This window comes from Pseudomonas sp. SYWMCR5 (assembly GCF_057197165.1).
In genome coordinates, this window is record NZ_JBXUNH010000005.1 from 75482 (window position 1) to 101135 (window position 25654).

The following is a 25654-nucleotide window of genomic DNA, read 5'->3' on the forward strand; positions in this document are numbered from 1 at the left end:
CACCGGCCCGGAGAACGGCTCAAGGCGACGGCATTGGGCTAGAATCGGTCCTTTGCAATCATTGGAAACACAACGACATGGCAGGAAGCAGCTTACTGGTGTTGATCGACGACATCGCCACGGTGCTGGACGATGTTTCGCTGATGACCAAGGTCGCGGCGAAGAAGACCGCAGGTGTGCTGGGCGATGACCTGGCGCTCAACGCCCAGCAGGTCACCGGGGTACGGGCCGAACGGGAGATTCCGGTGGTCTGGGCGGTGGCCAAGGGTTCGCTGCTGAACAAGGCGATCCTGGTGCCGGCGGCCCTGCTCATCAGCGCTTTCATCCCCTGGGCGGTCACGCCGCTGCTGATGCTGGGGGGAGCCTACCTGTGCTTCGAGGGCTTCGAGAAGCTGGCGCACAAGTTCCTGCACAGCCAGGAGGAGGATCAGGCGCAGCACATGGCGCGCAAGGAAGCCGTGGCCGATGTGAATGTCGACCTGGTGGCCTTCGAGAAGGACAAGATCAAGGGCGCGGTGCGCACTGACTTCATCCTCTCCGCCGAAATCATCGCCATCACCCTCGGTACAGTGGCCGATGCGCCGCTGAGCCAGCAGATCATCGTGCTATCAGGCATCGCCGTGGTCATGACGCTGGGTGTGTACGGGCTGGTGGCCGGAATCGTCAAGCTCGATGACCTGGGGCTGTGGCTGACTCGCAAGGGCTCGAGCCTGGCGCAAGCGGTCGGTAATGGCATCCTGCGTGCGGCCCCCTACATGATGAAGGGCCTGTCGGTGATCGGCACTGCGGCCATGTTCCTGGTCGGTGGCGGCATTCTCGTGCACGGCATCGCGCCGTTGCACCACGCCATCGAGGCCTTTGCCGACGGCCGTGGCGGGGCACTGACCGGAGCGTTGATCAATGGCGTGCTGGGGGTAGTGGCCGGGGCAGTGGTGCTGGCGGTGGTGAGCGTGGTTGGCAAGTTGTGGCGGGTGGTGCGGCCAGCAGCGTGATCGTCGGTGGGTCTGCTTCGCGGTTTTACCCGCGAAGCAGACCCACCGCTCAGATCAGAAGTGCACCTTGACCAGGAAGCTCATGGTGTTCTGGTCGGTGGTGAAGGCATCGCTGTCCTTGATCCCGTACTTGTCGCTCCAGTAGTCATACTCGATACCGACGTACAGTTGCTTCTCGCCCAGGTGCAAGGCCTTGCCCAGGTCATATTTGACCTGCGGGTTGAAGTGCAGGTTGGCGTGGTAGCTGCCACGGCTGTTCTCGTCGTTGTCCACCACCCAGTCCATGAAACCGTCGATCAGCACATCCGATGAGCCCACGGGAATGGTGTAGGACCACACCGGAGTGATCTGCCAGACATGATCACCCGGACGGCTGCCATCGGTGGTGCGGTGGTAGAAGTTCAGCTGGAAATAGTCGAAGCCGGGAATCGCCAGGTCGAAGCCAGGGCCGATCAGGTACGCCTCGGTATCACCCTCGCCGAACTCGTAGGTCATGGCCAGCAGCACATCCTTGACCGGGCCGAACTCCAGCTTCTGGTCGAAGATCTTGCCGAACGACAGGCGTGGGCTGATCTCGCCGTAGTAGGTGTTCGGGCCGTTGTTGGCGTCCTTCTTGCCCTGGTAGAAGATCTTGTCGACGAAGATGAAGTTATCGCCGTACTTCCAGGCATCGGCGTGCTCGAAGGTGACGGTCTGCTGGGTCTCGGGGTTGACCTTGAAGTTCTTGCCCCAGAGGTAGGTCAGGCTGTTGGTCTGCCACTGCAGCAGGTCTTCGGCGAAGCTGGTGCCGCAGGCGAGCAGGCCGCCGGCGAGGATCAGGCTGTTGATGATGCGCATTGCGTGTGTCGCTCCCTTGATTGGATATTGCTGTCAGCGCTCGTGTCGGCGCCTTTCTTGTCTTTCGGGTCAGTTTTTTCGGGTTGGCCACAGCTCTCTGGCAAGTGCTGCGCCAACTTTCCGGGTTGGTCACAACCATCCTGCTCGACGTCGTTCTGAACGGATGAAAAGGGTGTTTCTGGCTGGCAAAACATCGACCAACCGCCCGAATTCATTGACTGAGCGGTCAGTAAACGCGGGCAGGATCCGGCCTGCCCTGAGCGAGGGGGCGCGCAGATTACTGGCTTGCGCGCCGGTCCTCAAGTGCTCCGTCCTGGAGCGCGGTGATACAAAATTGGGCGTTCGGTCAGGTTCTTAGAAATGCACCTTGACCAGCGCACTGGCCACGCTCTGGTTGCTCTGTAGATTGCCGCGGCTGTCGATGCCGTACTTGTCCTTCCAATAGCTGTACTCGAAGCCCACATACAACTGCTTGGCGCCCAGGTTGAGGGCCTTGCCCAGGTCGTACTTGACCTGTGGGTTGAAGTGCAGGTTGGCGTGGTAGGTGCCGCGGCGGGTCTGGTCGTTGTCGGTCACCCAGTCCATGTAGCCGTCGATCAGAAGGTCGGAGCGGCCCAGGGGAATGGTGTACGACCAGCCGGGGGTGAACTGCCAGACGTTGTCGCCGGGGCGACTGCCCTCGGTGTTGCGCAGGTAGATGTTGAGGTAGAAATAGTTGAAGCCGGGGATGTCCAGGTCGAACCCTGGGCCGATCAGGTAGGCCGCGTTCAACCCTTCGCCACGCTCGTAGGTCATGGCCAGCAGCACGTCCTTGACCGGGCCGAAGGCCAGCTTGCGGTCGAGGATCTTGCCGAACGACAGGCGCGGGCTGAATTCACCGTAGTAGGTGTTCACACCTTTGCTGGCGTCGGTCTTGCCGTTGTAGAAGATCTTGTCGATGAACAGGAAGGTGTCACCGTACTTCCACTTGTTGGCGTGCTCGAAGGTGATGGTCTGCTGGATGTCCGGGTTGACCTTGAAATCCTTGCCGTAGAGGTAGGTCAGGCTTTCGCCGTGCCATTGCAGCCAGTCGCCCGCGAACGCGGGGAGGGTGGCCAGCAGGCTGCTGCCCAGCAGCAGGGACGAGGTGGTGCGCTTCATGTGCGAATTCCCGTGTTCTTGTTGTTGTTCGAGGTGTCTTCGGCGCGCAGGCGCCCCGGACGGCCCGCTCCCGTGGGCCGCCGGTACTGCATTTCACTGCTTGGATGAGACGGGCGACCAGGGCGCCGCCCGCTGACTCAGTGCGGGTGACAGGCCTCGTTGTGGGCCGCGCGTTCGGCGCCCCCGAGGATGTTGAACAGCACGTTCAGCACCAGGGCGCTGAGCGTGGCCATGGCGATGCCGCTGTGGGTGATGGGCTCCATCCACTGGGGCATCTGCGCAAAGAACTCCGGACGCACCACGGGGATCAGACCGAAGCCCACGCTGACTGCGACCAGCAACTGATTGCGCCGATCACTGATGTCGGCCTCCTGGAGGATCTTGATGCCGGTGGCGGTGACCATGCCGAACATGGCAATGGAGGCGCCGCCCAGTACCGCAGGCGGGATCGAGGCGATCAGGAAGGCCGCCTTGGGCAGCAGGCTGAGCAGGATCAACAGTGCGCCTGCAACCACCGTGACATAGCGGCAGCGCACGCCGGTCATCTGCACCAGGCCGATGTTCTGGGCGAAGGAGGAATGGGTGAAGGTATTGAAGAAACCGGCTACGAACGAGGCGCCGGCATCGCACAGCAGGCCGCGACGCAGCATGCCGGGTGTCACTTCGCGGTCGGTCACCTTGCCCAGGGCCAGGAACATGCCGGTGGACTCGACGAAGATGATCACCACCACCAGGCACATCGACAGGATCGGCGCGAGGCTGAAGGTCGGCATGCCGAAGTGCAGCGGTGTGACCACCTGCAGCCACGGCGCTTCGTTCAGGCCCGACAGGTCGACCATGCCGATGGAACCGGCCAGCACATACCCCAGGCCCATGCCCACCAGCACCGACACGTTGACCCAGAAGCCACGCATGAAGCGATTGATCAGCAGGATCACGGCCAGCACCAGGCCTGCGACCATCAGGTAGATCGGCGAGCCGAAGGTTTCCGCCTGCTGCCCGCCGCCAGCCCAGTTGACCGCGACCGGGAACAGCGACAGACCGATGGAGGTGATCACGGTGCCTGTGACCAATGGCGGGAAGAAGCGCACCACCTTGGACATGAACGGCGCGATCAGCATGCCGAAGAACCCGGCAGCGATGGTCGCGCCGAAGATCCCCTGCAAGCCCACGCCGGGCATGCCGGCCATGGCCACCATGCTGCCGACGGCGGCGAAGCTTGCGCCCATCATCACCGGCATGCGAATGCCCACCGGGCCGATGCCGAACGACTGGATGATGGTGGCGACGCCGGCCACGAGCAGGTCGGCGTTGATCAGGAAAGCGACTTCTTCACGGGACAGCCCGGCGGCCTGGCCGATGATCAGCGGTACGGCGATGGCGCCGCCGTACATCAGCAGGACATGTTGCAGGCCCACCAGGATCAGTTGGAACAGGGGCAGGGGCTGTCGTGGCGGCGCAACGGGGATGTACGCCTTGGGTGACTCGGACATGCAGCACCTCGAGTTTTGTTTTTATTCTCGGATCCAAGCGGGCGGCCTCGGGCGGCAGGCCCTTTGTTCAAAGGGCCTGGGGTTCCCGCCAGAGGTCGAACGCTCGATGCTTGCTTGTTGCGGTGTTTCATTGGAAGCGAGGCCGGCAGCACCGGCCTCTATGCGGGCAAGCCCGCTCCCACAAACAGGAAGTGGGGTGTCAGTTGACCGGGGCGCCCTTGGCGATCCAGTCACCGACCAGCTTGCGTTCCTCGACGGTCATCTGGGTGATGTTGCCCAGCGGCATGATCTGGCTGGCCACGGCCTGCGCCTGGATGCGCGCGGCCTGGGCCTGGATCTGCTGCGGGGTGTCGAACATCACGCCGCCCGGGGCGGTGCTGAACAATGGGCTGGTCGGTTTCGACGAGTGGCACACGGTGCAGCGTTCCTGGATGACGTTGTGGATCTTCTCGAAGTTGCCGGGCGCAGCCTGGGCGGTGGCCTGGGCCGGAGCTTCGGCAGGTGCCTGGGCAGCCTTGGCCGCTTCCTCGGCGCGCAGCTCGGCAGCGGTCTTGCCGCCGACCGCGGTGGCTGGCAACGGCTGGTACTCGATCTTCGCGGCAGCCTGCTCGGGCGAGGTCGGCAGCGGCTTGGGACCGGTCACATAGGCCAGGCAGATCATCGCCAGGGCACCCACGGGCAGGGTCCAGGCGTACTTGTTGCTGTCGTGGCGAGTGTTGAAATAGTGACGGATCAGTACCGCAGCCACTGCGATCCCGGCCAGGATCAGCCAGTTGTACTGGCTGCCGTAGGTGCTCGGGAAGTGGTTGCTGATCATGATGAACAGCACCGGCAGGGTGAAGTAGTTGTTGTGTCGCGAGCGCAGCAGGCCCTTGGCCGGCAGTACCGGATCAGGGGTCTGGTTGTTCTCGATCGCCGCCACCAGCTGGCGCTGGGCCGGCATGATGATGCGGAACACGTTGCCGACCATGATGGTGCCGATGATCGCGCCGGTGTGCAGGTACGCGCCACGACCGCTGAACACCAGGCTGAAGCCCCAGCACGCGGCGATGATCAGCACGAACAGCACGGCGCCAAGCAGGGCAGGGCGCTTGCCCAGCGGTGAGTCGCAGAGGAAGTCGTAGACGAACCAGCCGACGATCAGCGAACCGATGCCGATGGCCACGCCTTCTGCGCCGCTCAGGGTGCTGCCCGGTGCCAGCAGGTACAGGGTTGGGTTCCAGTAGAACACCACGCACAGCAAGGCGATCCCGGACATCCAGGTGAAGTAGGCTTCCCATTTGAACCAGTGCAGGTTCTCGGGCATTTTCGGTGGTGCGAGCTTGTATTTCTCCAGGTGGTAGATACCACCGCCATGGATGGCCCAGAGGTCACCTGACAACCCATCGCGCGGGTTGCTTCGATTCAGGTGGTTCTCCAGCCAGACGAAGTAGAACGATGCACCGATCCAGGCCACGCCGGTGATCATGTGAACCCAGCGAATGCTCAGGTTCAGCCATTCGTGAAGGTGTGCTTCCACAGTATGTACCTCTGCCGATCACCGACGGGCCGAGACCCGGGATGACCGACCTTTTCTTATTGGTGGGGATTGAGGATCAACATCTGTTCCTCGGTGAAGTAATGCTCGTCGCAGTTGTTGCCGGAACCACTGCGATCAACCACCAGGAAGTCATCCCGCTTTTCGATCGTCAGCACCGGGTGGTGCCAGACGCCGCGATGGTAATTAACGCCCTGCCTGCCGTTGCTGCGGAAGGCTCGGACCAAACCTGATACAGGTGCATCGCCAACTGGCGCGACCACGATCAGAAAGGGGTTGCCGAGCAGCGGGATGAAAGCCTGGCTGCCCAGCGGATGGCGCTCCAGCATGCGTACGGTCAGCGGCATCTCCAGCGCGTCGGCGCGGAAGATGCTGATGATCGCCTTATCTTCCGGCTCGGCGGTCTCGACCGTGGCGAGCTTGTGGAAGCGCATGGTCGAGCCGTTGTTGATCATGAAGTGGTCGCTGCCATCGGTTTCGATCACGTCACCGAACGGGGCGAAGGCTTCTTTGGTCAGGGGCTCGATCATCAGGGTACGCATGCGGTTATCTCTTCTGTATTCGTTATCGGTATGTAGGGCGGACCTCGTTCGGGCAGGCCCTGGGTGCGGTCGCGTCACGCACTCGGGCCAGTCCCGGGGTTGGTCCTCAAAGCTGCAGCAGGCGGAACAGGGCGATCAGGTTGATCTGCGCCAGGGCTTCCTTGAACTCGGCATCGATGTCGTTGTGGATGCGCTTTTCGAAGGAGGCCAGGATCTGGTGCCGGTTGCTGCCCTTGACCGCCATGATGAACGGAAACTGGAATTTTGCCTTGTAGGCGTCGTTGAGTTCGGTGAAACGTGCGAACTCTTCGGCAGTGCACTGGTGAATGCCGGCGCCGGCCTGTTCGTTGGTGCTCGATTCGGTCAGTTCGCCCTGCACCGCCGCCTTGCCGGCCAGGTCCGGGTGAGCGTTGATCAGCGCCAGTTGCTCGGCGTGGCTGGCGCTGAGCAGGATGTCGCTCATGCGCTGGTGCAGCACCTCGATCTCGTCCAGCTCGCTCAGGTTGCCCAGTGCGTAGGCTTTTTCGGCGACCCACGGCGAGTGCTCGTAGATGTCGGCGAAGGCCGCGACGAAGGCGTCGCGGTCAAGGGCCGAGGGCTTGAGGGTATTGAAAGCGGTCATCAGGCGTTCTCTTTCTTGTACGGATGGGTGGCGTGCCAATGGCGGGCGATATCCACGCGACGGGCGAACCAGACCTGCTCGTGGCTCTTGGCGTATTCGACGAAGCGCTTGAGCGCGGCCAGGCGCGCGGGGCGACCGACCAGGCGGCAGTGCAGGCCGATGGAGAGCATCTTCGGCGCTTCGGCGCCTTCTTCGTAGAGCACGTCGAAGGCGTCCTTGAGGTACTGGAAGAACTGCTCGCCGCAGTTGAAACCCTGCACCTGGGTGAAGCGCATGTCGTTGGTGTCCAGGGTGTAGGGGATCACCAGGTGCGGCTTGTCGGTGGGGTTGTTCGGTTCCCAGTAGGGCAGGTCGTCGTCGTAGGTGTCGCTGTCATAGAGGAAGCCACCTTCCTCCATCACCAGGCGCCGGGTGTTCGGGCCGGTGCGGCCGGTGTACCAGCCCAGCGGGCGCTCGCCGGTCAGCTCGGTGAGGATGCGGATGGCTTCGAGCATGTGCTCGCGCTCCTGCGCTTCGTCCATGTACTGGTAGTCGATCCAGCGGTAGCCGTGGCTGCAGATCTCATGGCCGGCCTCGACCATGGCGCGGATCACGTCCGGGTGGCGCTGGGCGGCCATGGCCACGGCAAAGATGGTCAGCGGTACGCCAGTGTCCTTGAACAGCTTGAGCAGGCGCCACACCCCGGCGCGGCTGCCGTATTCGTAGAGCGACTCCATGCTCATGTTGCGCACGCCCTGCAGCGGCTGGGCAGCCACCATTTCAGAGAGGAAGGCTTCGGACTCCTTGTCACCGTGCAGGATGTTGCGCTCGCCACCTTCTTCGTAGTTGAGCACGAAAGACAGGGCAATGCGGGCGTTGCCCGGCCATTGCGGGTGAGGTGGGTTGTTGCCGTAACCGATCAGGTCGCGAGGGTAGTCAGCGCTCACTGCAGTCTTCCTTATGTTCGTAGGTGCGGGTGGTGGGCGGACCGCGGCGGGTTGTCGCACGCACCGGATGGGGTGATTGTATACAACTTATTTGTCCATTTGTAAGCCCGTTTTTCCGCATTTCTTCCCACTTGTCGCCTCAAACCCAGGCTGGAAAAGCACTGCAAGAAACCTGCCTGATCGGTCAGATAATATCTCGGCCTGCTGCACAGGCCCTGTATTTGCGACTGATGTCCATGCTCGGAAGGCCTGCCATGAGCGGTGCGCAGGGAAGTTCAAAAAATTGTGTACAATCTGAATCGAAAGTGTCTTAATGAGCCCATTCCGGCATTTCGCCAGCCTCGTGTTGGTGCATGCCGTGTATTTTCTGCCCATGCAAACGACAAGAGGCGACAAGCAAATGGGACGTTTGACCACACACGTACTGGATGCCGCTCACGGCTGCCCGGGCAGCTCGATCAAGGTCGAGCTGTACCGTGTCGAAGGCCAGCAACTGGAGCTGGTGAACAGTGCACTGACCAACAGCGATGGCCGCGTCGATGCGCCTTTGTTGCAGGGCGATGACTACCGTACCGGTGTCTACCAGTTGCAGTTCGGTGCCGGGGACTACTACCGGGCCAAGGGTGTTGCACTGCCTGACCAGGCGTTTCTCGATGTCGTGGTGCTGCGCTTCGGCATCGATGAAGGGCAGGAGCACTACCACGTGCCGCTGCTGATCTCGCCGTACAGTTATTCGACCTATCGCGGGAGCTAGTTGGTCGCTAGAAGAATCTTCGTAGGTCCTTGCCCGCTATCACACTGGCGGGCTTTTTTCATTCTGTAGCAATTGTCCGAAACCCCGCCCGATCCCCCAGTCCCGCATCCCTTCGCTATTCCAGGCACGAAAACGTATCAGCGTTCGTCGCAAAGCACTGAGTGGCGCATTGATGGCGTGGTTCTGCTCTTGTATCCTGCGCACCCTTTCGCAGTGATGCGATCAGTTCTCAAGTGACGGATTACTTGCATGTCCCTCTTCCTCCGTGCGCTGGCAACCGGCTTTGCGCTCCTGCCGCTGCTTGCCAGTGCCGCCCCCTTCCAGTCTCCCGGCGACCGCGACCTGATTCGTGACCGTCAGGAAAACCTTCTGCAAGAGCAGCGCAAGCGCCTTGAGGAGCTGCAGCAATTGCCCGGCAAGCAGGCCCCTCAGGCTCCTGTGGCGCCCTCGGAGCAAGGGCGCTGCTTCCAGATCCGCAGCGTCGAGCTGCAAGGTGCGACCCTGCTCAGCGAGCGGCAGCGCCAGGCACTGGTGGAGGGCTATGAAGGCAAGTGCCTGCAGGTCGGCGAGCTCAACGGCCTGCTCAAGCGCATCACCGACCACTACATCGACCGCGGCTACCTGACCACCCGTGCCTACCTGCCGCAGCAGGACCTGGGTTCGGGCATCCTGCAGATCATCATCGTCGAAGGGCGCCTGGAAGGCCTGGACAGCTCGGCGCTCGCCAGCCCACGGGAAATGGCCATGACCTTCCCCGGCCAGGTCTCCGGAGTGCTCAACCTGCGCGACATGGAGCAGATGGTCGACCAGCTTGGTCGCTTGCCGTCGCGTCAGGTCGAAGTCGAGCTGGTGCCAGGCCAGGAAGTCGGCGGTAGCCGCGTGCAGCTCAAGGGCCAGCGTGACAAGCCCTGGCGGGTCTCGGCCAGCCGCCACAACAATGGTGATGCCAGCAGCGGCGAGCAACAGATGAACCTGGGCCTGGAGTGGGACAGCCCGTTGGGCCTGGCCGATCAGCTGAGCCTCAGGGGCGGGCGTGATGTGGTCAGCGACCACTGGCGCCATTCCGACAGCCATGGCCTGAACTACAGCCTGCCGTGGGGCTGGTGGACCTTCAACTACAGCTACAACCACAACTACTACCGCACCCGCGACACCTCCAGCGGCTTTCCCTTCAAGCTCGACGGCGACAACAGCGTGCACCAGTTCCAGGCCGAACGGGTGATCCACCGCGACAGCCTGAGCAAGACGGCGGTGAACATCGGTGTGAGCCATTTGCGCGCGCGCAACTACCTTGACGACACCCTGATCGATGTCTCCAGCACCCGCATCACCGAGCGTCAGCTTGGCGTCAACCACGGCCGACGCATCGGCAACGCCTTCGTCAACCTCGATGCCGGCTGGCAGCAGGGCATCGGCGCGCTCGACGCCCAGGGCGCAGGCGACCCCCACGGCAACGAACCGGTGTCGCGCTACAACAAGTACACCCTGACCCTGAGCTACCTGCAGCCGTTCCAGCTGTGGGGCGAACAGTTCAGCTTCGACAGCCTGGCCACCGGCCAGCGCAGCGAGGACGCGCTCTACAGTGCGCAGCGCATCAGTGTCGGCGGGCTGACCTCGGTGCGTGGCTTCAAGGATCAGACTCTCACCGGCGACAGCGGCGGCTACTGGCGCAACCAGTTGCGCTGGCGTCGGCCGGTCACCTGGGCAGCGCTGCAGCCCTGGTTGCGCGAATACGGCATGGCGTTCGCCTACGATGCCGGTGTGATCAAGGGCCAGCATGGCAACGGCAAGGACCATGGGCGCCTGAGTGGCAATGCCCTGGAATTCAACGTCCGTGGCCAGTACTTCGCCGCCAGCGCAACCTTTGCCCGTTCGCTGGAGCGGCCCGATGCGGTGGCCCGCCGCGAGCACCCGATCTATTTCCGCGTCGACGCCTTCTTCTGAGCGTCGGCCCTACCCATTACCCGTGACATCGCTGCCCCTTGCGGGGCAGGCCGGCAACTGGCCTGAGCTGCGACTGGAGTTTGTTCGACATGGATATCCGCACCCCACTGAACCAGTGCATCGCCCTGATCGTCGCTGGCGTGATGTTTCTCAACCCCATCGTCAGCACGGCTGCACAGCTGACCGTCGATGCAGCGGCCAATGCCAACACCAGCATCAACCAGGCCGGCAACGGGGTGCCGATCGTCAATATCGCCACCCCCAACGGCAGCGGCCTGTCGAGCAACACCTTCCGCGACTACAACGTCGGCAGCAACGGGTTGATCCTCAACAACGCCACCGGCAAGACCCAGTCGACTCAACTGGGCGGCATCATCGTCGGCAACCCCAACCTCAGGGGGCAGGCGGCCCAGGTGATCCTCAACCAGGTCACTGGCGGCAACCGCAGTAACCTGCAGGGCTACACCGAGGTGGCCGGGCAGTCGGCACGGGTCATCGTCGCCAACCCCCACGGCATCACCTGCAATGGCTGCGGCTTCATCAACACGCCACGGGCGACCCTCACCACCGGCAAGCCGATCATGGACGGCGAGCGCCTGGACCGCTTCCAGGTCGATGGCGGCGACATCGCCATCGAGGGCGATGCCCTCAACGCCACCAATCTCGACCAGTTCGACCTGATCACCCGCAGTGCCAAGCTCAATACCGAGCTGCATGCCAAGCAACTGAACATCGTCACCGGGCGCAACGACGTCCAGGCCGACACCCTGCAAGCCACCCCGCGTGCCGACGACGGCAGCGAAAAGCCCCTGCTGGCCATCGACAGCTCGGCGCTGGGCGGCATGTACGCCAACACCATCCGCCTGGTCGGCACCGAGCAGGGCGTGGGCGTCAAGCTGGCCGGCAACATGGCCGCCACCACCGGCGATATCCAGGTGGATGCCAACGGCAAGGTGACGCTTGCGCAGACCTCCAGCGCCGGCGACCTGAAGATTGCCGCACAAAGCGCCGAGCTGACCGGCAAGACCTACACCGCCGGCAGCGCCACCGTACGTGTGCGCGACGATGTGAGCGTCGGCCAGAGCCTCGCCGCCAAGGGCAGCATCAGCGTGCAGGGCGCGCGGATCGACAACCAGGGCATCATCGAAGCCGGCGTGGAGCCAGACAACAGCCGCAGCGCCCAGGGCGACGTGACCCTCAAGGGCCAGACCCTGCACAACCGCGGTAGCGTGGTCGCCAACCGCAACCTCGAGATCGACAGCAGCGCCAAGCTCGACAACCAGGGTGGCAGCCTCAAGGGCCGCAACACCACGCTGACCGCAGGCCTGCTGGACAACCGCAAAGGCCAGGTGCTGGCCGACGACACCCTGAAAGCCAAGGGCGGTGCGATCGACAACCGTGAGCAAGGCCTGCTGCAAGGCAAGGGCCAGGCCGTGGTGGATATCACCGGCAACCTCGACAACCGTGGCGGCCGCGTGGTCGGCCAGGGGGATCTGCAGGTCAGCGCCGCCCAGGTGGACAACCGCGCCAACGGTCTGATCGGCAGTGACCAGCAGGCCAGGCTGACCACCCGCGCGCTGCTGGACAACCAGGACGGCGGCAAGCTCAAGGCCGATCGCCTCGACATCACCACCGCCGGGCTGCTCAACAGCGGCGGGCAGTTGCTGGGCGGCGACGTGCTGATCGCCGCCAGCGCCGACATCGATAACCGCCTCGGCCTGATCTCGGCCAAGCGTCTGCTCGATCTCAAAGCCGTGGGCCTGGACAACAGCGGCAAGGGCAACCTGCTCAGCGACGGCACCCTGGCCGTCAAAGTGGCCACCCTGAACAACCGCGACAACGGCATGCTGTCGAGCGTCGGCGACCTCGCCTTGCACGGCGAACGCCTCGACAACCGTGGCGGTCTGGTGCTTGCCGACCGCTCGCTGACCGTCACCGGCGGGGACTTCGACAACCGCGACAAGGGCGTAGCCACCACCAAGGGCAAGGCCCACATCGAAGTTGCCAGCCTCGCCAACAGCGATGCCGGTCACCTGCAGAGCGATGGCCGCCTCGAGCTGATCGCCGCTAAGGTCGACAATCAACGCCTGGGCAACATCACCGCCAAAGGTGACCTCGAAGCCCACCTGGGCACCTTGAACCAGCAGGGCGGCAGGCTGACCAGTCTGGGTAGCTTGCTGCTCACCGCCAATACCATCGACAACCAGAACGGCGGCGGGATCGGCGCGACCAGCCTGGTCGACATCCGCGCGGCGCGCGTGCTCAACCAGCAGGGTGAGATCTCCAGCGCAGGCAAGGTCGTGCTCGACGCCAGCGAGCTGCTGGACAACCAGGCGGGCAAGGTCATTGGCGACCGTGGCCTGACCCTGACCGTCCAGCGCCTGCTGAACCAGAACAAGGGCCTGCTCAGCGGCTACGACAGCCTGAGCCTGAAAGGCACCGAACTGCTCAACAACGGCGGCCGGTTGAGCAGCCACAAGCATATCGAGCTGGCCCTGGACGGCCAGTTGGACAACAGCGACGCCGGGCTCATCGTCAGTGACGGCACCCTCACGCTGAACGCCGGCACGTTGCGTAACCGCCAGGGCGGCAAGGTCTCGGCAATCGCTGCCATGGGCCTGACCAGCCAAGGGCTGCTGGATAACCAGGGCGGCATTCTGGTGACCGATGCCGGGCTGGTGCTTGACGCCGCCCGCCTGGACAACAGCCAGGGCGGCGCCATCAGTGCAGCTGGCCATGCCCAGTTGCGCAGCGGCGCCATCGACAACAGCGCCAAGGGCAACATCGGTGCCGGCAGCCTGCTGCTGGTCGCCACCCAGCTCGACAACAGCGCCCGTGGCCGCATCAGTGCCTCCGGCCAGATCGATGCGACGCTGACCGGCCTCGACCAGCATGACCACGGGCAACTGGTCAGCGGGACCGGCATCGATCTCGACCTGCAGCACGGCCAGTTGGTGAACCGCGACGGTGGCTTGCTGCGCTCGCCAGGCAGCCTGCTGTTGCGCCAGATCGGCGCGGTGGACAACCGCAACGGAGCAGAGATTTCCAGCGACCACGGCTTCAGCCTGATCGCCGACCGCCTCGACAACCGTGGCGGACGCATGATCAGCGCCCAGGACCTGACCCTGCGCATTGCCGGTGTTCTGGACAACAGCCTCAAGGGCGTGTTGTCGGCTAGCCACGATCTCGACGTCGAGGCTGCCAGCCTCGATAACTTCAGTGGCGGCACCCTGGCCAGCGGCAAGGCCCTCAAGGCCGTGATCGACGGCCAACTCGACAACCACGACCAGGGCATCCTTTCCGCCGCCGCAGCGCTGACCGTCACCAGTGCAGGGGTGCTCAACAGCGAGCGTGGCGTGATGTCGGGCAACACCGGCCTGACCGTCACGACCGGACAACTGGACAACCACCAGGGCGGCCAGCTCATCAGCCAGGCGGCGCTGACCGTCACCAGCGACGGCCTCGACAACCGGGGCGGAGCCTTGAGCAGCAAGCAGGCCATGACCCTGACCACGGGCGACGTGCGCAACGGCGCCGATGCCCTTCAGCGCGGCGGTCGCATCCACAGCGATGCCGAGTTGACGCTGGTGGCCGGGCAGGTCGATTCCAGCGAGGGTGGCGAGATCTCCGCCAAGGGCGATCTGCTGCTGCGGGTGAGTGCGTTGATCCAGCGCCAGGGGCGTCTGATCGGTGAGCAGAAACTCGACCTCGACCTCAACGGCGGCGACCTGACCAACCAGGGCGGCCTGATCAGTGCCAATGGCCCGCTGATCATCCAGCGCCTGGGCACGCTCGACAACAGCGCTGGCGAAGTCACCAGCCAGCAATCCTTCAGCCTGCTGGCCAAGCGCATCGACAACCAGCAGGGCCGCATCCTCAGCGACGGCCGGCTGACCGTAGAGGCGGCACAGCTGGACAACAGCACCAAAGGCCTGATGTCCGGCGTTCAAGGCTTGCAGGTCACCGGCAGCGACCTGAACAACAGCGGCGAAGGCACGTTGTCGAGCAAGGACGGCGATCTTGCCGTGACCCTGACCGGCGCTCTCGACAACCGTGACCAGGGTGCTTTGGTCAGCAAGGGCCACCAGCAGATCACGGCGGCCAGCCTGGACAACCGCAAGGGCATCGTCTCCTCGGAGCAGGCGATCACCCTCAGTGTCAGCGACCGGCTCGACAACAGCGGCGGCCTCATTTCCGCCACAGGTGACCTGACGCTCGACCAGGACAGCACCGTCATCGACAACCAGGGCGGGCAGATCAACGGCCAGGCGATCAGCGTCGCCGGCAAGCGTCTGGAAAACGCCAAGGGCCAGCTCATCAGCCGCGCGGCGCTCGACCTGACCTTGACCGATGCACTGCTCAATACCGACGGCGCGCGCCTGGTCAGTGGCGCCGACCTGCTGCTCAAGGCCGCGCGTGTCGACAACCAAGGCGGCAAGCTGATCAGCCATGGGTTGCTGCATGTCGATTCGGGCACGCTGGACAACAGCCACGGCGGCAACCTCGCCAGCCAGCAGAACCTGGTGCTGCGCCTGAGCGGCGATCTGCTCAACGGCAACGATGGCCTGCTGTTCAGTGAGCACGGCAAGCTCGATATCCATGCCGTAGCCCTCGACAACCAGGCCGGCACGCTCAAGAGCCAGGGCGATATCGACGTGCGCCTGGACAAGCGCCTGGATAACCGCGGCGGTCGCCTGGAGAGCCAGGCGGGCAACCTCGAACTGCACGCGGCGAGCCTCGACAACAGCGGCAACGGCATGCTCAGCGCGGCCAAAGGCCTGTTCAAGGGCGTCTTCAGCGACCTGTTCGACAACGCTGGCGGTACCACCCAGGCGCAGTCCGTGGACATCGCAGCCGATGCCAAGGTGAACAACCAGGGCGGCTACCTTTCGGCGCAGGGCGGTGATGGCAAGATCGTCACCGCCGATCTCGACAACCGCGACGGCGGGCTGTACGCCGCCGGATTGCTGCAGGTGCAGGGCCAGCAACTGTTCAACCAGAGCGGCAAGATCGGCGCCGGACGCATCGACTTTGGCCTGAGCGGCGCGCTCTACAACAGCCTCGGCCAGCTGGAAAGCGAGAGCGACCTGCAACTGCGCGCCAGCGAACTCGACAACCGCAGCGGCAACCTGCGCGCCCTTGGCAAGACCGGCACCAGTCGATTGATCGTCGCGGGCAACCTGCTCAACGACAACGGCGTGCTGGCCACCGCCAACCAGGACCTCGACCTGCAGATCGGTGGCCTGAGCAACAGCGGCGGGCAACTGCTGCACACCGGCCAGGGTAGCTTCGGCCTGGCCTCCGACAAGGTCACCCAGGCTGGCGGCGTGCTGCATACCGATGGCCTGCTGAGCATCGCCGCTGCCAGCTGGACCAACAGCAGCGTGCTGCAAGCCCGGCGCCTGGAACTGGACATCGGTCGCTTCGTCCAGACCGCCAGCGGCAAGCTGCTGGCGGTCGAGAGCCTCAAGGGTCGAGGCGGCGACTGGACCAACCATGGCCTGCTGGCCAGCGATGGCAGCCTGCAACTGGATCTGACCGGCAACTATGACGGCAATGGCCGCCTGAGCAGCCTTGGCGCACTGACGCTGGTCGCCAACGATATCCGCCTGTCCAGTACCGCCAGCCTGGCCGGTGGCGCCGACACCGTGGTGACCGCGCGCAACCTGCTGAGCAACGACGGTCGCCTGACCGCCCTGGGCGGCCTGACGGTGACGGCCGCCAGCCTCGAAAACCGCGGCACCCTGGGTGGCGCTGCGGCGGTGAAGCTGGCCGCCAACAGCCTGAGCAACCAGCGCGGCCTGGTGTTCAGCGGCAACGACATGACCTTGCGCGTCGGCAGCCTGAGCAACTACTACGGCGATATCTACAGCCTTGGTGGCCTCGACCTTGCCGGCAACGCCGCTGCCCGCGCGGTGCTGCTGGACAATATCTCCGGCAGCGTGGAAAGCGCCGGCAACATGACCCTGGCGGTGGACACGCTGCTCAACCGCAAGGAATTCCTGAGTTCGACCAAGAAACTGGTCGCCGGCAACGTCAACGTCTATTCCGACGACCGCTGCAAGGGCAAGGGCTGCGAGCTGTACTTCTCGGCAACGGAAAGCTGGGAAGACGTCATCGACCGCGATACCCCCACCGCCTTCATCACCACCGGCAGCAAGCTGACCTTCGCCGGTGACGCATTCCGCAACCACTACAGCAGCGTTTCGGCGGCGGGTGACATCGCCATCAACACAGCGGTGTTCGAGAACAAGGGCGCCGGTGGTGGCGAGCAGCGCAACCTCACCGCGAGCATGTATACCCGTGATCGCGGCCAGTACAACGCGTTCATCCAGGCCAAGAACCAGTTCAACCAGAACCCTGGCTCGCTGACCCTCGACCAGGTCATGGCCGCTGCGGGGTATCCGCAGTACAGCATCTACGACGTCATCGACAACAGGACGCCGATCGCTGGCGCCGTGGTTGCCCCGGCGGTCGTGCAGTCGGCTGGTGCCGTGACCATCAACGCCACCCAGCGCATCGACAACAGCGTGGTGCGCGTCAATCAGGCTGGAGCCGGTGCCATCGGGGCCCGTGGCGATGCCACGGCTGATCCGCGCCAGGTCCAGACCCAGGTGCGCGCGCTCAACCCGCAGTTGCCGCCTGACCTTGCCCAGCGCCAGGTCAATCCGGTCACGCTGCCCAGCTTCAGCCTGCCGCAAGGCAGCAACGGCCTGTTCCGCATCAGCACCCAGACCGGCCAGGCCGCGATCAGCGGCGATGCCCTGGGCGCCACCGCCGACCATACCCAAGCAGGCAGCGGCACCTTCATCTCGCCGCTGGCCAGCACCACCAATGCCGACAACCGTGCGGCGCAGACGCTGTCCGCCCAAGGCTCGGCTGCGGCACAAGGCGCCGTCAGCGGCGCCGGTGTGGCACTGGATGGCCTGGCAGCGGGTGTTCGACTGGTCCAGGGCGTACCTGAGCGCAGCGTGCCGAGTACCTCGCACAAGTACCTGGTGGAGACCAACCCGGCCCTGACCGACCTCAAGCAGTTCCTGAGCTCCGACTACCTGCTTGGCCAGCTCAACGTCAATCCGGACCAGGCCATCAAGCGCCTGGGCGACGGCCTCTACGAACAACGCCTGATCCGCGAAGCCGTGGTGGCCCGCACCGGCCAGCGCTACATCGATGGCATGAGCAGCGACGAGACGCTGTTCCGCTACCTGATGGACAACGCCATCGCCAGCAAGGACAAGCTGTCGCTGAGCGTGGGCGTGTCGCTCAGCGCCGAGCAGGTCGCCGCCCTGACCCACGACATCGTCTGGATGGAGCAGGTCGAGGTCAACGGCGAGAAGGTGCTGGCCCCGGTACTGTACCTGGCCCACGCCAACGGTCGCGTCGCCCCCAACGGCGCGCTGATCCAGGGCCGTGACGTCAACCTGATCAGCGGCGGCGACCTGGTCAACGTCGGCACCCTGCGTGCTACCAACAACCTCGCCGCCAGCGCCACCAACATCAGCAACAGCGGGCTGATCGAAGCAGGCGGACGCCTGGACATGCTCGCCACCGACTCGATCCGCAACGCCCAGGGCGGGATCATCGCCGGTCGTGAAGTGAGCCTGACCGCGCTGACCGGCGACGTGATCAACGAACGCAGCGTCACCCGCCTGGAAGGCCGGGCCGGTGGCGAGCATGTGACCAAGGACCTGGTCGACACTGCAGCACGCATCGAGGCGGCGAACGACCTGACCATCACCGCCGGGCGCGATATCGGCAACGTGGGTGGGGTGGTCAAGGCGGGTGGGAACCTTGATATGGAGGCCTCTCGCAACCTCAGTCTGACCAGCCAGCAGTCTCTCGAAAGTCACGAGTATCAGCGTCGTCGAGTCAGTGGCTACGACACAACCATCACTCAATACGGAGGCGAGGTAACTGCCGGTGGAAGCATCACCGCGACAGCAGGTCAGGATCTTTCGGTCATCGCTAGTGATATTGAAGCTCGGCGCAACCTGACATTGAGTGCAGGTAACGACATTCTCCTGAGTTCGGCGGCCAATGAGGAGCATGACTACGCCAAGGGTAAGAAAGGCCAGACCAAGACGACAACGCAGTTGGATGACGTTCGTCAAGTAGGTGCCAGTCTGAACGCCGGAGGGGACATACAGGTCGAGGCTGGAAACGATCTGAAGATGGTTGCCAGTAAAGTCAGTGCGGGTGAAGACGCCTATCTGGTCGCGGGTGACAAGCTTGAGCTATTGGCTGAGTACGATAGCCATTACTCACTCTATGACATGAGCAAGAAGGGTAACTGGGGTAGCAGCAAGACCCAGCGTGATGAAGTTACAGATGTAAAAGCAGTTGGCAGTGAGGTCAGCAGCGGTGGCAGCACCTCTCTGGTTAGTGGTGGCGATCAGCTCTATCAAGGCGCCAAAGTCGAAGCTGGAAGTGATCTTGCAATTATCAGTGGCGGTGCAGTGACCTTTGAAGCCGTCAAAGACATGCATCAGGAAAGCCATGAGAAGTCCAAGGGCGATCTTGCATGGAACAGTGCGAAAGGCCGTGGCACGACTGACGAGACTCTTCGACAGAATCAGCTGGTTGCGCAAGGTGTCTTGACAATCAAGGCTGTCGACGGATTGAAGATCGATATCAAGCATATCGATCAGGCAACTGTCAGCCAGAGTATCGACGCCATGATCGTGGCTGACCCCAAGCTTGCGTGGCTCAAGGAAGCAGAGCTTCGGGGTGATGTGGACTGGCGTCGAGTCAAGGAGGTTCACGATAGCTTCAAGTACGATCAGTCAGGTTTGGGCGCGGGAGCTTCACTCGTCATTGCAATCATCGTGACCTATCTGACTTGGGGAGCTGGAGCCTCTGCGGTCGGAGCCGCAAGTAACTCAACGCTCGGTTTTGCCGCCAACTCGGTGGTCAGTGCTGCCGCTACCAACGCTGCCACCAGTGCGGTAAACAACCGCGGGAATCTCGGTGCGGTGGTCAAGGATGTGACCTCCAGTGATGCCATGAAAGGTTATGTGATGTCGGCGCTTGCACCGGGCGGTGACAGCATCGTGTCTCGCATTGCACTCAAAGCAGCGCTGAGTACGGTGGTCTACGGTGGCAGCCTGAAGGACAACGCTGTCCAGGCCGGCCTGGAGATTGCTGCGGACGCATTGAGCGGAGCGATCTTCAATGAGGTCGGAGATCGTCTGATGGGCAGCGGGTTGCCCAAGCGCGTCGCAGTGCATGCCATCGTCGGTGGTCTGATTGCTGAGGCGGCGGGCGGTGACTTCCGCACGGCGGCTTTGGCGGCAGGCGCGAATGAGGCTTTGGTGCAACTGGTCGGGGACAAGATCTTTCCCGGTGAAGCTCACGACCGTGTATTGGGCATGACCTCACAATTGGTCGGTATGACAGTTGCTGCTGGCCTAGGTGCTGACGCCAAAGATCAACAAGTGGCTGCTTGGGTCGCACAGCAGGCTACTCAGAACAATTTCCTTCGACATAAAGAGGTCGAGGCGTTTCTCGCCGAGCTCAAGACGTGTGAGGCGAACAATTCATGCGCTGATGTACGCAAGCGGTATGGCGACCTGAATATCGAAAACCAGGAGCGACTAGAGCGGCTGTGTGCCCGTGACATGGACGCCTGCCGTAGCGAGTACAAGTTGTTCTCGGATGACTACCAGAAAACTCATGCGCTGTTGGCTGGCAGCATGAAGGAAGTCGGATGGAAAGAGCAGTACGCGCTCGGCGCAACGATACTCAGTAACTACCAGGCCATGCAGACACTCGTCGGAACCGCCATGACCAAGGCGATGACCGATGCAGCCCAAGAGGCTGCGGGGCAGGCAGGGATTGGGGTCGATGCAGAGGATGTCGGCACCTTTGGGATGTGGCTGCGAACTGTCGTCAAGGCCGTCACAAGTCGCAAGGGTGCAGTTGGCGGAACTGAGCGTGGCCCTTGCTGCTTCGCAGCAGGAACCTTGGTTGCGACTCCGGGGGGCGACCGAGCGATTGAAACCCTCAAGGTTGGGGATATAGTCTGGACCAAGCCTGAGCACGGGGGTGAACCCTTCGCCGCAGCGATCACTGCGACGCACATCCGTAACGATCAGCCGATCTATCGGTTGACCCTGGAAAGCACGCGCGCAGATGGTCAGGTCAAGACTGAGACTTTGTTCGTGACCCCCAGTCACCCATTCTATGTACCAGCCAGACATCATTTTGTGCCGATGGGGGAGTTGAGGACAGGAGACTTGCTACAGTCCTTGGCTGATGGAGCTGGAAATGACACGTCGAGTCGCGTTGCTTCGGTGACGCTGCACGAGATGGTGGGCGAGACGTTCAACCTCACGGTGGACGTTGGGCATACGTTCTATGTGGGTCAACTTAAAACGTGGGTCCATAATACAGGTCCGTGCGATGTTAAATTTATACCCAATGCAGGAAGCGTTGGCAACATGGGAGAGTTCTTCAAGTTGCCGGGGTTTGGTGGGAAGGTCTATGAAAGCTCTACGAAAACCAAACAAATATACGATGGTCAAAGCGTTTATGTGGCCACTGCACGTATTGGTGAGTATATTGACAGGGGCGACAAGTTCTACCTCGATGGGAGTCACATGAATCACATTGAAGTATTTGATAGTCGAAACAAAGCAAAGTTAGTCCTAAATCTCGATGGCTCGATTAACGAGGCGAAAACGAAAGTTGCTCTTAAACAAAAAAGGAAATTGCCGCGATGAATGATTTTTCTGAGATTGATGAGGTAAGGAAGTTGTTTGCTGCGATCGTTCGGGAAAAGTTGCCGGAGGTGGAGCTGGAAAACCTGAAGGTTAGTTATCATGAGGATCTTTCTCTGTTGCTTGAAAAAAGTATGGGTCAACTTACGAAAAATATATGCAGACTTGCGTCGAGTGGAGGAGATGCGCTAGCCACTCAGTCGGCTCTAATTCATCTTCGAGCTCATGCCATGAGTTTGTGTAGTTTTTTTGACAATATTGCCGAGGATGCCGAGTATTTGTTGCTTGAGCCTGAGTGGCCAGATATTCCTGAGGACTATATAGCGCCCTCGCAAAGTTAGGGGGTAAGGTGCGGGGCGTTGCTGAGAATGGCTTTTTAGCATCTTTTTAAAATAACGGGCGTTCCTAAGATAGAATGAACTGCTCTTTTTTGTGCGCAGGTTTCGTCCTCAGTCCACCGGCGAAGTAAACTAAGGTGTATGAAAATTTTTGAGACGAAGGTCAGGCAAGGCGAAACAGACGAGGAAGCGGAGTTTATGGGTTGTAAATGAGCATTCCAAGATTGTTTTCAACGCGGCATCACCGAGTATCAGAGCTTTTTGTACAGAGCCTAGGCTCTGTCTGAAATCCCAAGAAACTGAAATGTGGCCTCGGAACAGCCTGGGTTCTGTACAGTCGCCGGCCATCTACGGAAAGGAATTCTGTGATGGCAAAGCGTTATGAACTCTCGGATGAAGCATGGGCAGTGGTCGCCGACCTCTTTACGGCGGCCCACGTCAGGGGCAGGCCCCGCAGCAGTGATCGCTTGATGCTCGATGGTGTGCTCTGGGTGCTCTGCTCAGGAGCAGCCTGGCGAGATATGCCCGAGCGCTTCGGATCTTGGGCGACGGTCTATCACCGCTTCCGACTCTGGCGAAACCGCGGAACATTCGATCAGATGCTCAGACGATTGCACCTCAGACTCAATGACAAAGGTTTGATCGATCCCCACACCTGGATGATTGATTCGACCGCTGTTCGAGCAACCCGTGCTTCATCTGGAGCGCGGAAAAAAGGGGGGCTGACGAGCCTGCCGATCACGCTCTAGGCCGCAGTCGCGGCGGCCTGACAACCAAAATCCATATGCTCTGCGACGCCAACGGGATAGGCGTGTCGCTCAGCGCCGAGCAGGTCGCCGCGCTGACCCACGACATCGTCTGGATGGAGCAGGTCGAGGTCAACGGCGAGAAGGTGCTGGCCCCGGTGCTGTACCTGGCCCACGCCAACGGTCGCGTCGCTCCTAACGGCGCGCTGATCCAGGGCCGTGACGTCAACCTGATCAGCGGCGGCGACCTGGTCAACGTCGGCACCCTGCGTGCTACCAACAACCTCGCCGCCAGCGCCACCAACATCAGCAACACCGGGCTAATCGAAGCAGGCGGGCGCCTGGACATGCTCGCCACCGACTCGATCCGCAACGCCCAGGGCGGGATCATCGCCGGTCGTGAAGTGAGCCTGACCGCGCTGACCGGCGGTGTGATCAACGAACGCAGCGTCACCCGCCTGGAAGGCCGGGCCGGTGGCGAGCATGTGACCAAGGACCTGGTCGACAGCGCTGCGCGCATCGAGGCGGCGAACGACCTGACCATCACCGCTGGGCGGGATATCGGCAACGTGGGCGGGGTGCTCAAGGCGGGTGGCGATATCAGGCTGGATGCCGGTCGCGACCTGTCCATCGTCAGCCAGGAAGGCGTCGACAGCCACGAATATCAACGCCGCCGTGTCAGCGGCCACGACACCAGCATCACCCAGTACGGCAGCGAGATCAGCGCAGGCGGCAACCTCACCGCCACGGCAGGCCAGGACCTGAGCATCGTCGCCAGCGAAGTCGAGGCACGCCGCGACCTGGCCCTGCAGGCCGGCCGCGACGTGACCCTGGCTGCTGCGGCGAACGAGGAACACAGCTACGCCAAGGGCAAAAAGGGCAAGACCAAGTACGAGCGGCAAGAGGATGACGTCGAGCAGCAGTCTGCCGTGGTGAAGGCCGGCGGCGACCTGGCCATCGACGCCGGACGTGACCTGCGCCTGGTGGCGAGCAAAGTCAGCGCCGGCGAGGAAGCCTACCTGGTGGCGGGTGACAAGCTGGAACTGCTGGCGGCCAACGACAGCCAGTATTCGCTGTACGACATGAGCAAGAAAGGCGGCTGGGGCAGCAAGCAGACCCAGCGCGACGAAGTCACCGACGTCAAGGCGGTGGGTAGCGAAGTCAGCAGCGGTGGTGATCTGACGCTCAAGAGCGGCGGCGATCAGTTGTACCAGGGGGCGAAGCTCGCCTCGGGTAATGACCTGACCATCGACAGCGGCGGCGCGGTGACGTTCGAGGCGGTCAAGGACCTGCATCAGGAGAGTCACGAGAAGAGCAAGGGTGATCTGGCCTGGACCAGCATGAAGGGCAAGGGCAACACCGACGAGACCGTGCGCCAGAGCCAGTTGACGGCCAATGGTGACGTGCTGATCAAGGCGGTGGATGGCTTGAAGGTCGACGTCAAGCATATCGATCAGGCCAGCATCAGCCAGAGCATCGATGCCATGGTGGCGGCCGATCCGCAGTTGGCGTGGTTGAAGGAGGTCGAAAAGCGCGGAGATGTGGACTGGCGGCAAGTGAAGGAAATTCATGACTCCTTCAAGTACAGCCAGTCTGGATTAGGTGCCGCGCCATCGTTGGTGATCGCTATCGTAGCTGCAGCCTATCTGGGACCACTGACAGGAGCATTGGCCAGCAATCTTGCTGTGGGCACTATCAACAACGGCGGCGATATCGGTCAAGGCGTCAAATTTGCACTGAACAAGGACAACCTCAAAAGCTATGCGATAGCCGCTGCAGCGGCTTATGTCATTACACCTCAGCTTGACAAGGCCTTTGGTGTCTCCACTGACAATATCAACAAGATCACCAAAGGGTTCGATTTAGGAAGTATTTCGGGTATTACACAGTTCGGCCTGTATTCCACCACACAAGGGGTGCTGCTGGCGGGGGCGGAAACAGCAGTCAAAGGCGGCAGCTTCGGCGAGAACCTGAAAGGTAACCTCGTCGCGCAAGCTGGTAATTTTGGCATGGCCATCGGTTTCAACCTGATTGGGGACTGGGCGCTCGGGAAATACCCGGACGGCAGCCCTCAGAAGGTATTGGCGCATGCATTGTTAGGCGGCTTGGTAGCGAAAGCGACCGGAAGTGATTTCGCAAGCGGTGCCGTCGCAGCGGGTGCTAATGAAGCGTTGAGCAAGGCGCTTTCGAGCATGGTGGGTGGCGATGAAAACCTGGAGTTGATGGCAGCTCAGATCACTGGGCTGCTCGCCGTAGCGGCAATAGACGGTGACTTCGCTAAAGGGGCTGAGATTGCCAAATACGCGACAGCCTATAATCAACAGGTTCACCGCCAGGCCAAGGAGCGGTTGGAGCGGGGCTTGACGGAGCTTCGCGCCCAAGGGAAGTATCTTGACGTAGAGGTAGTGCTGAGCGATTTGCGCAGGATCGCAGATGGCGAGGCGACAAAGGTTGCTGACCTTGATCCCAAGGTTGCAAAATTCCTCGGTGCCGAGTTCTCACCTGCTAGCATGAGGGAGACGTTGTTCGAACCCGAGGACTGGGAACGCTACGTAGGTTTTGCGATTGATCTACTGTTCCCTTCTCCGTAAGGTAAGGCGGCAGCGGTTCAGCGAGTAGCCCCGAAGATTTCGAAGGAAGCGCTGGCAGCGCTTGAGGCGAAGTTTGGGCCGGACTTGGTTAAGGGGGCCGCCAGCTCTGGTGCAAAAGCGACAGGCCAGATTGTACCTGACGTAATTAGTTCTACTTATCGATAGCTTCAGGGATTAAATAAAGGATTTCAGGCGCATCACACCTTGCCTCAATATTTGGGGAAGATGCTGGGGTATACGAAAAATGACATGCTGGATCATCCTGCGACTTTAATTACCCAGTACTCTCATACGGGAAAGATGAATCCTGATGCTATGCATAAAGCTATTAGTAAGTATTTGCCTCCAATGGTAGGTGGTAAGCCGGCTAGGTATACTGCTGGGCAAATAAGCTCGGGGTTGCAGAAAGCCTATGGCGATATAGGGCGCCCCGAATTGTTTGACTCAATCAAGCACTTTATTAAATAGGTATGC

General features: G+C 62.0%; 12 protein-coding genes and 2 pseudogenes. 7 read left to right on the plus strand and 7 right to left on the minus strand.

What is annotated here, in order from left to right:
- Positions 1-77 precede the first annotated feature (77 nt).
- The gene (locus AC2CGW_RS14935) at positions 78-992 is read left to right on the plus strand and encodes a DUF808 domain-containing protein (RefSeq protein WP_186666728.1); all 915 of its coding nucleotides are present in this window, start codon (positions 78-80) and stop codon (positions 990-992) included.
- 54 nt (positions 993-1046) lie between these two features.
- Here the strand turns inward: AC2CGW_RS14935 and AC2CGW_RS14940 are convergent, their stop codons facing one another.
- From AC2CGW_RS14940 to puuE, 7 genes are all read right to left on the minus strand, one after another.
- The gene (locus AC2CGW_RS14940) at positions 1047-1829 is read right to left on the minus strand and encodes an outer membrane protein OmpK (RefSeq protein ID WP_288375290.1); all 783 of its coding nucleotides are present in this window, start codon (positions 1827-1829) and stop codon (positions 1047-1049) included.
- Positions 1830-2183: 354 nt separating this feature from the next.
- A complete protein-coding gene (locus AC2CGW_RS14945; RefSeq protein WP_063543971.1) occupies positions 2184-2969 on the minus strand; it encodes an outer membrane protein OmpK in 786 nt (261 codons plus the stop codon).
- A 137-nt stretch (positions 2970-3106) separates the two neighbouring features.
- On the minus strand, positions 3107-4462 hold the full coding sequence (locus AC2CGW_RS14950) for a nucleobase:cation symporter-2 family protein (protein ID WP_065861332.1): 1356 nt from the start codon (positions 4460-4462) through the stop codon (positions 3107-3109).
- A gap of 199 nt (positions 4463-4661) precedes the next feature.
- Positions 4662-5981, minus strand: coding sequence for a urate hydroxylase PuuD (locus AC2CGW_RS14955; protein ID WP_186666725.1), 1320 nt, complete (start codon positions 5979-5981; stop codon positions 4662-4664).
- A 56-nt stretch (positions 5982-6037) separates the two neighbouring features.
- Positions 6038-6541, minus strand: coding sequence for an ureidoglycolate lyase (locus AC2CGW_RS14960; RefSeq protein WP_133331566.1), 504 nt, complete (start codon positions 6539-6541; stop codon positions 6038-6040).
- A 106-nt stretch (positions 6542-6647) separates the two neighbouring features.
- Entirely contained in the window at positions 6648-7163 is a 516-nt protein-coding gene (gene uraD / locus AC2CGW_RS14965) for a 2-oxo-4-hydroxy-4-carboxy-5-ureidoimidazoline decarboxylase (RefSeq protein WP_186709333.1), read from the minus strand.
- Positions 7163-8089 (minus strand): allantoinase PuuE, encoded by a 927-nt coding sequence (gene puuE / locus AC2CGW_RS14970; protein WP_484574237.1) that lies wholly within the window; start codon positions 8087-8089, stop codon positions 7163-7165. The genes uraD and puuE overlap by 1 nt, the downstream gene beginning before the upstream one ends.
- Positions 8090-8489: 400 nt before the next feature.
- Between puuE and uraH the strand changes: the two genes are divergently transcribed.
- The 6 genes and pseudogenes from uraH to AC2CGW_RS15000 all read left to right on the plus strand — a co-directional run.
- Positions 8490-8843 (plus strand): hydroxyisourate hydrolase, encoded by a 354-nt coding sequence (uraH, locus tag AC2CGW_RS14975; RefSeq protein ID WP_186666722.1) that lies wholly within the window; start codon positions 8490-8492, stop codon positions 8841-8843.
- 249 nt (positions 8844-9092) lie between these two features.
- A complete protein-coding gene (locus tag AC2CGW_RS14980) occupies positions 9093-10787 on the plus strand; it encodes a ShlB/FhaC/HecB family hemolysin secretion/activation protein (RefSeq protein ID WP_484574238.1) in 1695 nt (564 codons plus the stop codon).
- 89 nt (positions 10788-10876) lie between these two features.
- Positions 10877-21508, plus strand: a complete 10632-nt coding sequence (locus AC2CGW_RS14985; protein WP_484574239.1) for a two-partner secretion domain-containing protein — start codon at positions 10877-10879, stop codon at positions 21506-21508.
- Positions 21505-21846: a hypothetical protein gene (locus AC2CGW_RS14990; RefSeq protein WP_484574240.1), complete on the plus strand. Its 342-nt coding sequence runs from the start codon at positions 21505-21507 to the stop codon at positions 21844-21846. Before AC2CGW_RS14985 ends, AC2CGW_RS14990 begins: the two co-directional genes overlap by 4 nt.
- Positions 21847-22211: 365 nt before the next feature.
- Positions 22212-22655: pseudogene (locus AC2CGW_RS14995) on the plus strand (IS5 family transposase); the annotation flags it as partial.
- Positions 22649-25648 (plus strand): annotated as a pseudogene (locus AC2CGW_RS15000) (DUF637 domain-containing protein); the annotation flags it as partial. The pseudogenes AC2CGW_RS14995 and AC2CGW_RS15000, both read left to right, overlap by 7 nt.
- Positions 25649-25654: the final 6 nt, after the last annotated feature.

Coding starts and splice junctions, on each gene's coding strand:
- AC2CGW_RS14935 (WP_186666728.1), top strand. CDS start 78: ATGGCAGGAAGCAGCTTACTGGTGTTGATCGACGACATCGCCACGGTG.
- AC2CGW_RS14940 (WP_288375290.1), bottom strand. CDS start 1,829: ATGCGCATCATCAACAGCCTGATCCTCGCCGGCGGCCTGCTCGCCTGC.
- AC2CGW_RS14945 (WP_063543971.1), bottom strand. CDS start 2,969: ATGAAGCGCACCACCTCGTCCCTGCTGCTGGGCAGCAGCCTGCTGGCC.
- AC2CGW_RS14950 (WP_065861332.1), bottom strand. CDS start 4,462: ATGTCCGAGTCACCCAAGGCGTACATCCCCGTTGCGCCGCCACGACAG.
- AC2CGW_RS14960 (WP_133331566.1), bottom strand. CDS start 6,541: ATGCGTACCCTGATGATCGAGCCCCTGACCAAAGAAGCCTTCGCCCCG.
- uraD (WP_186709333.1), bottom strand. CDS start 7,163: ATGACCGCTTTCAATACCCTCAAGCCCTCGGCCCTTGACCGCGACGCC.
- uraH (WP_186666722.1), top strand. CDS start 8,490: ATGGGACGTTTGACCACACACGTACTGGATGCCGCTCACGGCTGCCCG.
- AC2CGW_RS14980 (WP_484574238.1), top strand. CDS start 9,093: ATGTCCCTCTTCCTCCGTGCGCTGGCAACCGGCTTTGCGCTCCTGCCG.
- AC2CGW_RS14985 (WP_484574239.1), top strand. CDS start 10,877: ATGGATATCCGCACCCCACTGAACCAGTGCATCGCCCTGATCGTCGCT.
- AC2CGW_RS14990 (WP_484574240.1), top strand. CDS start 21,505: ATGAATGATTTTTCTGAGATTGATGAGGTAAGGAAGTTGTTTGCTGCG.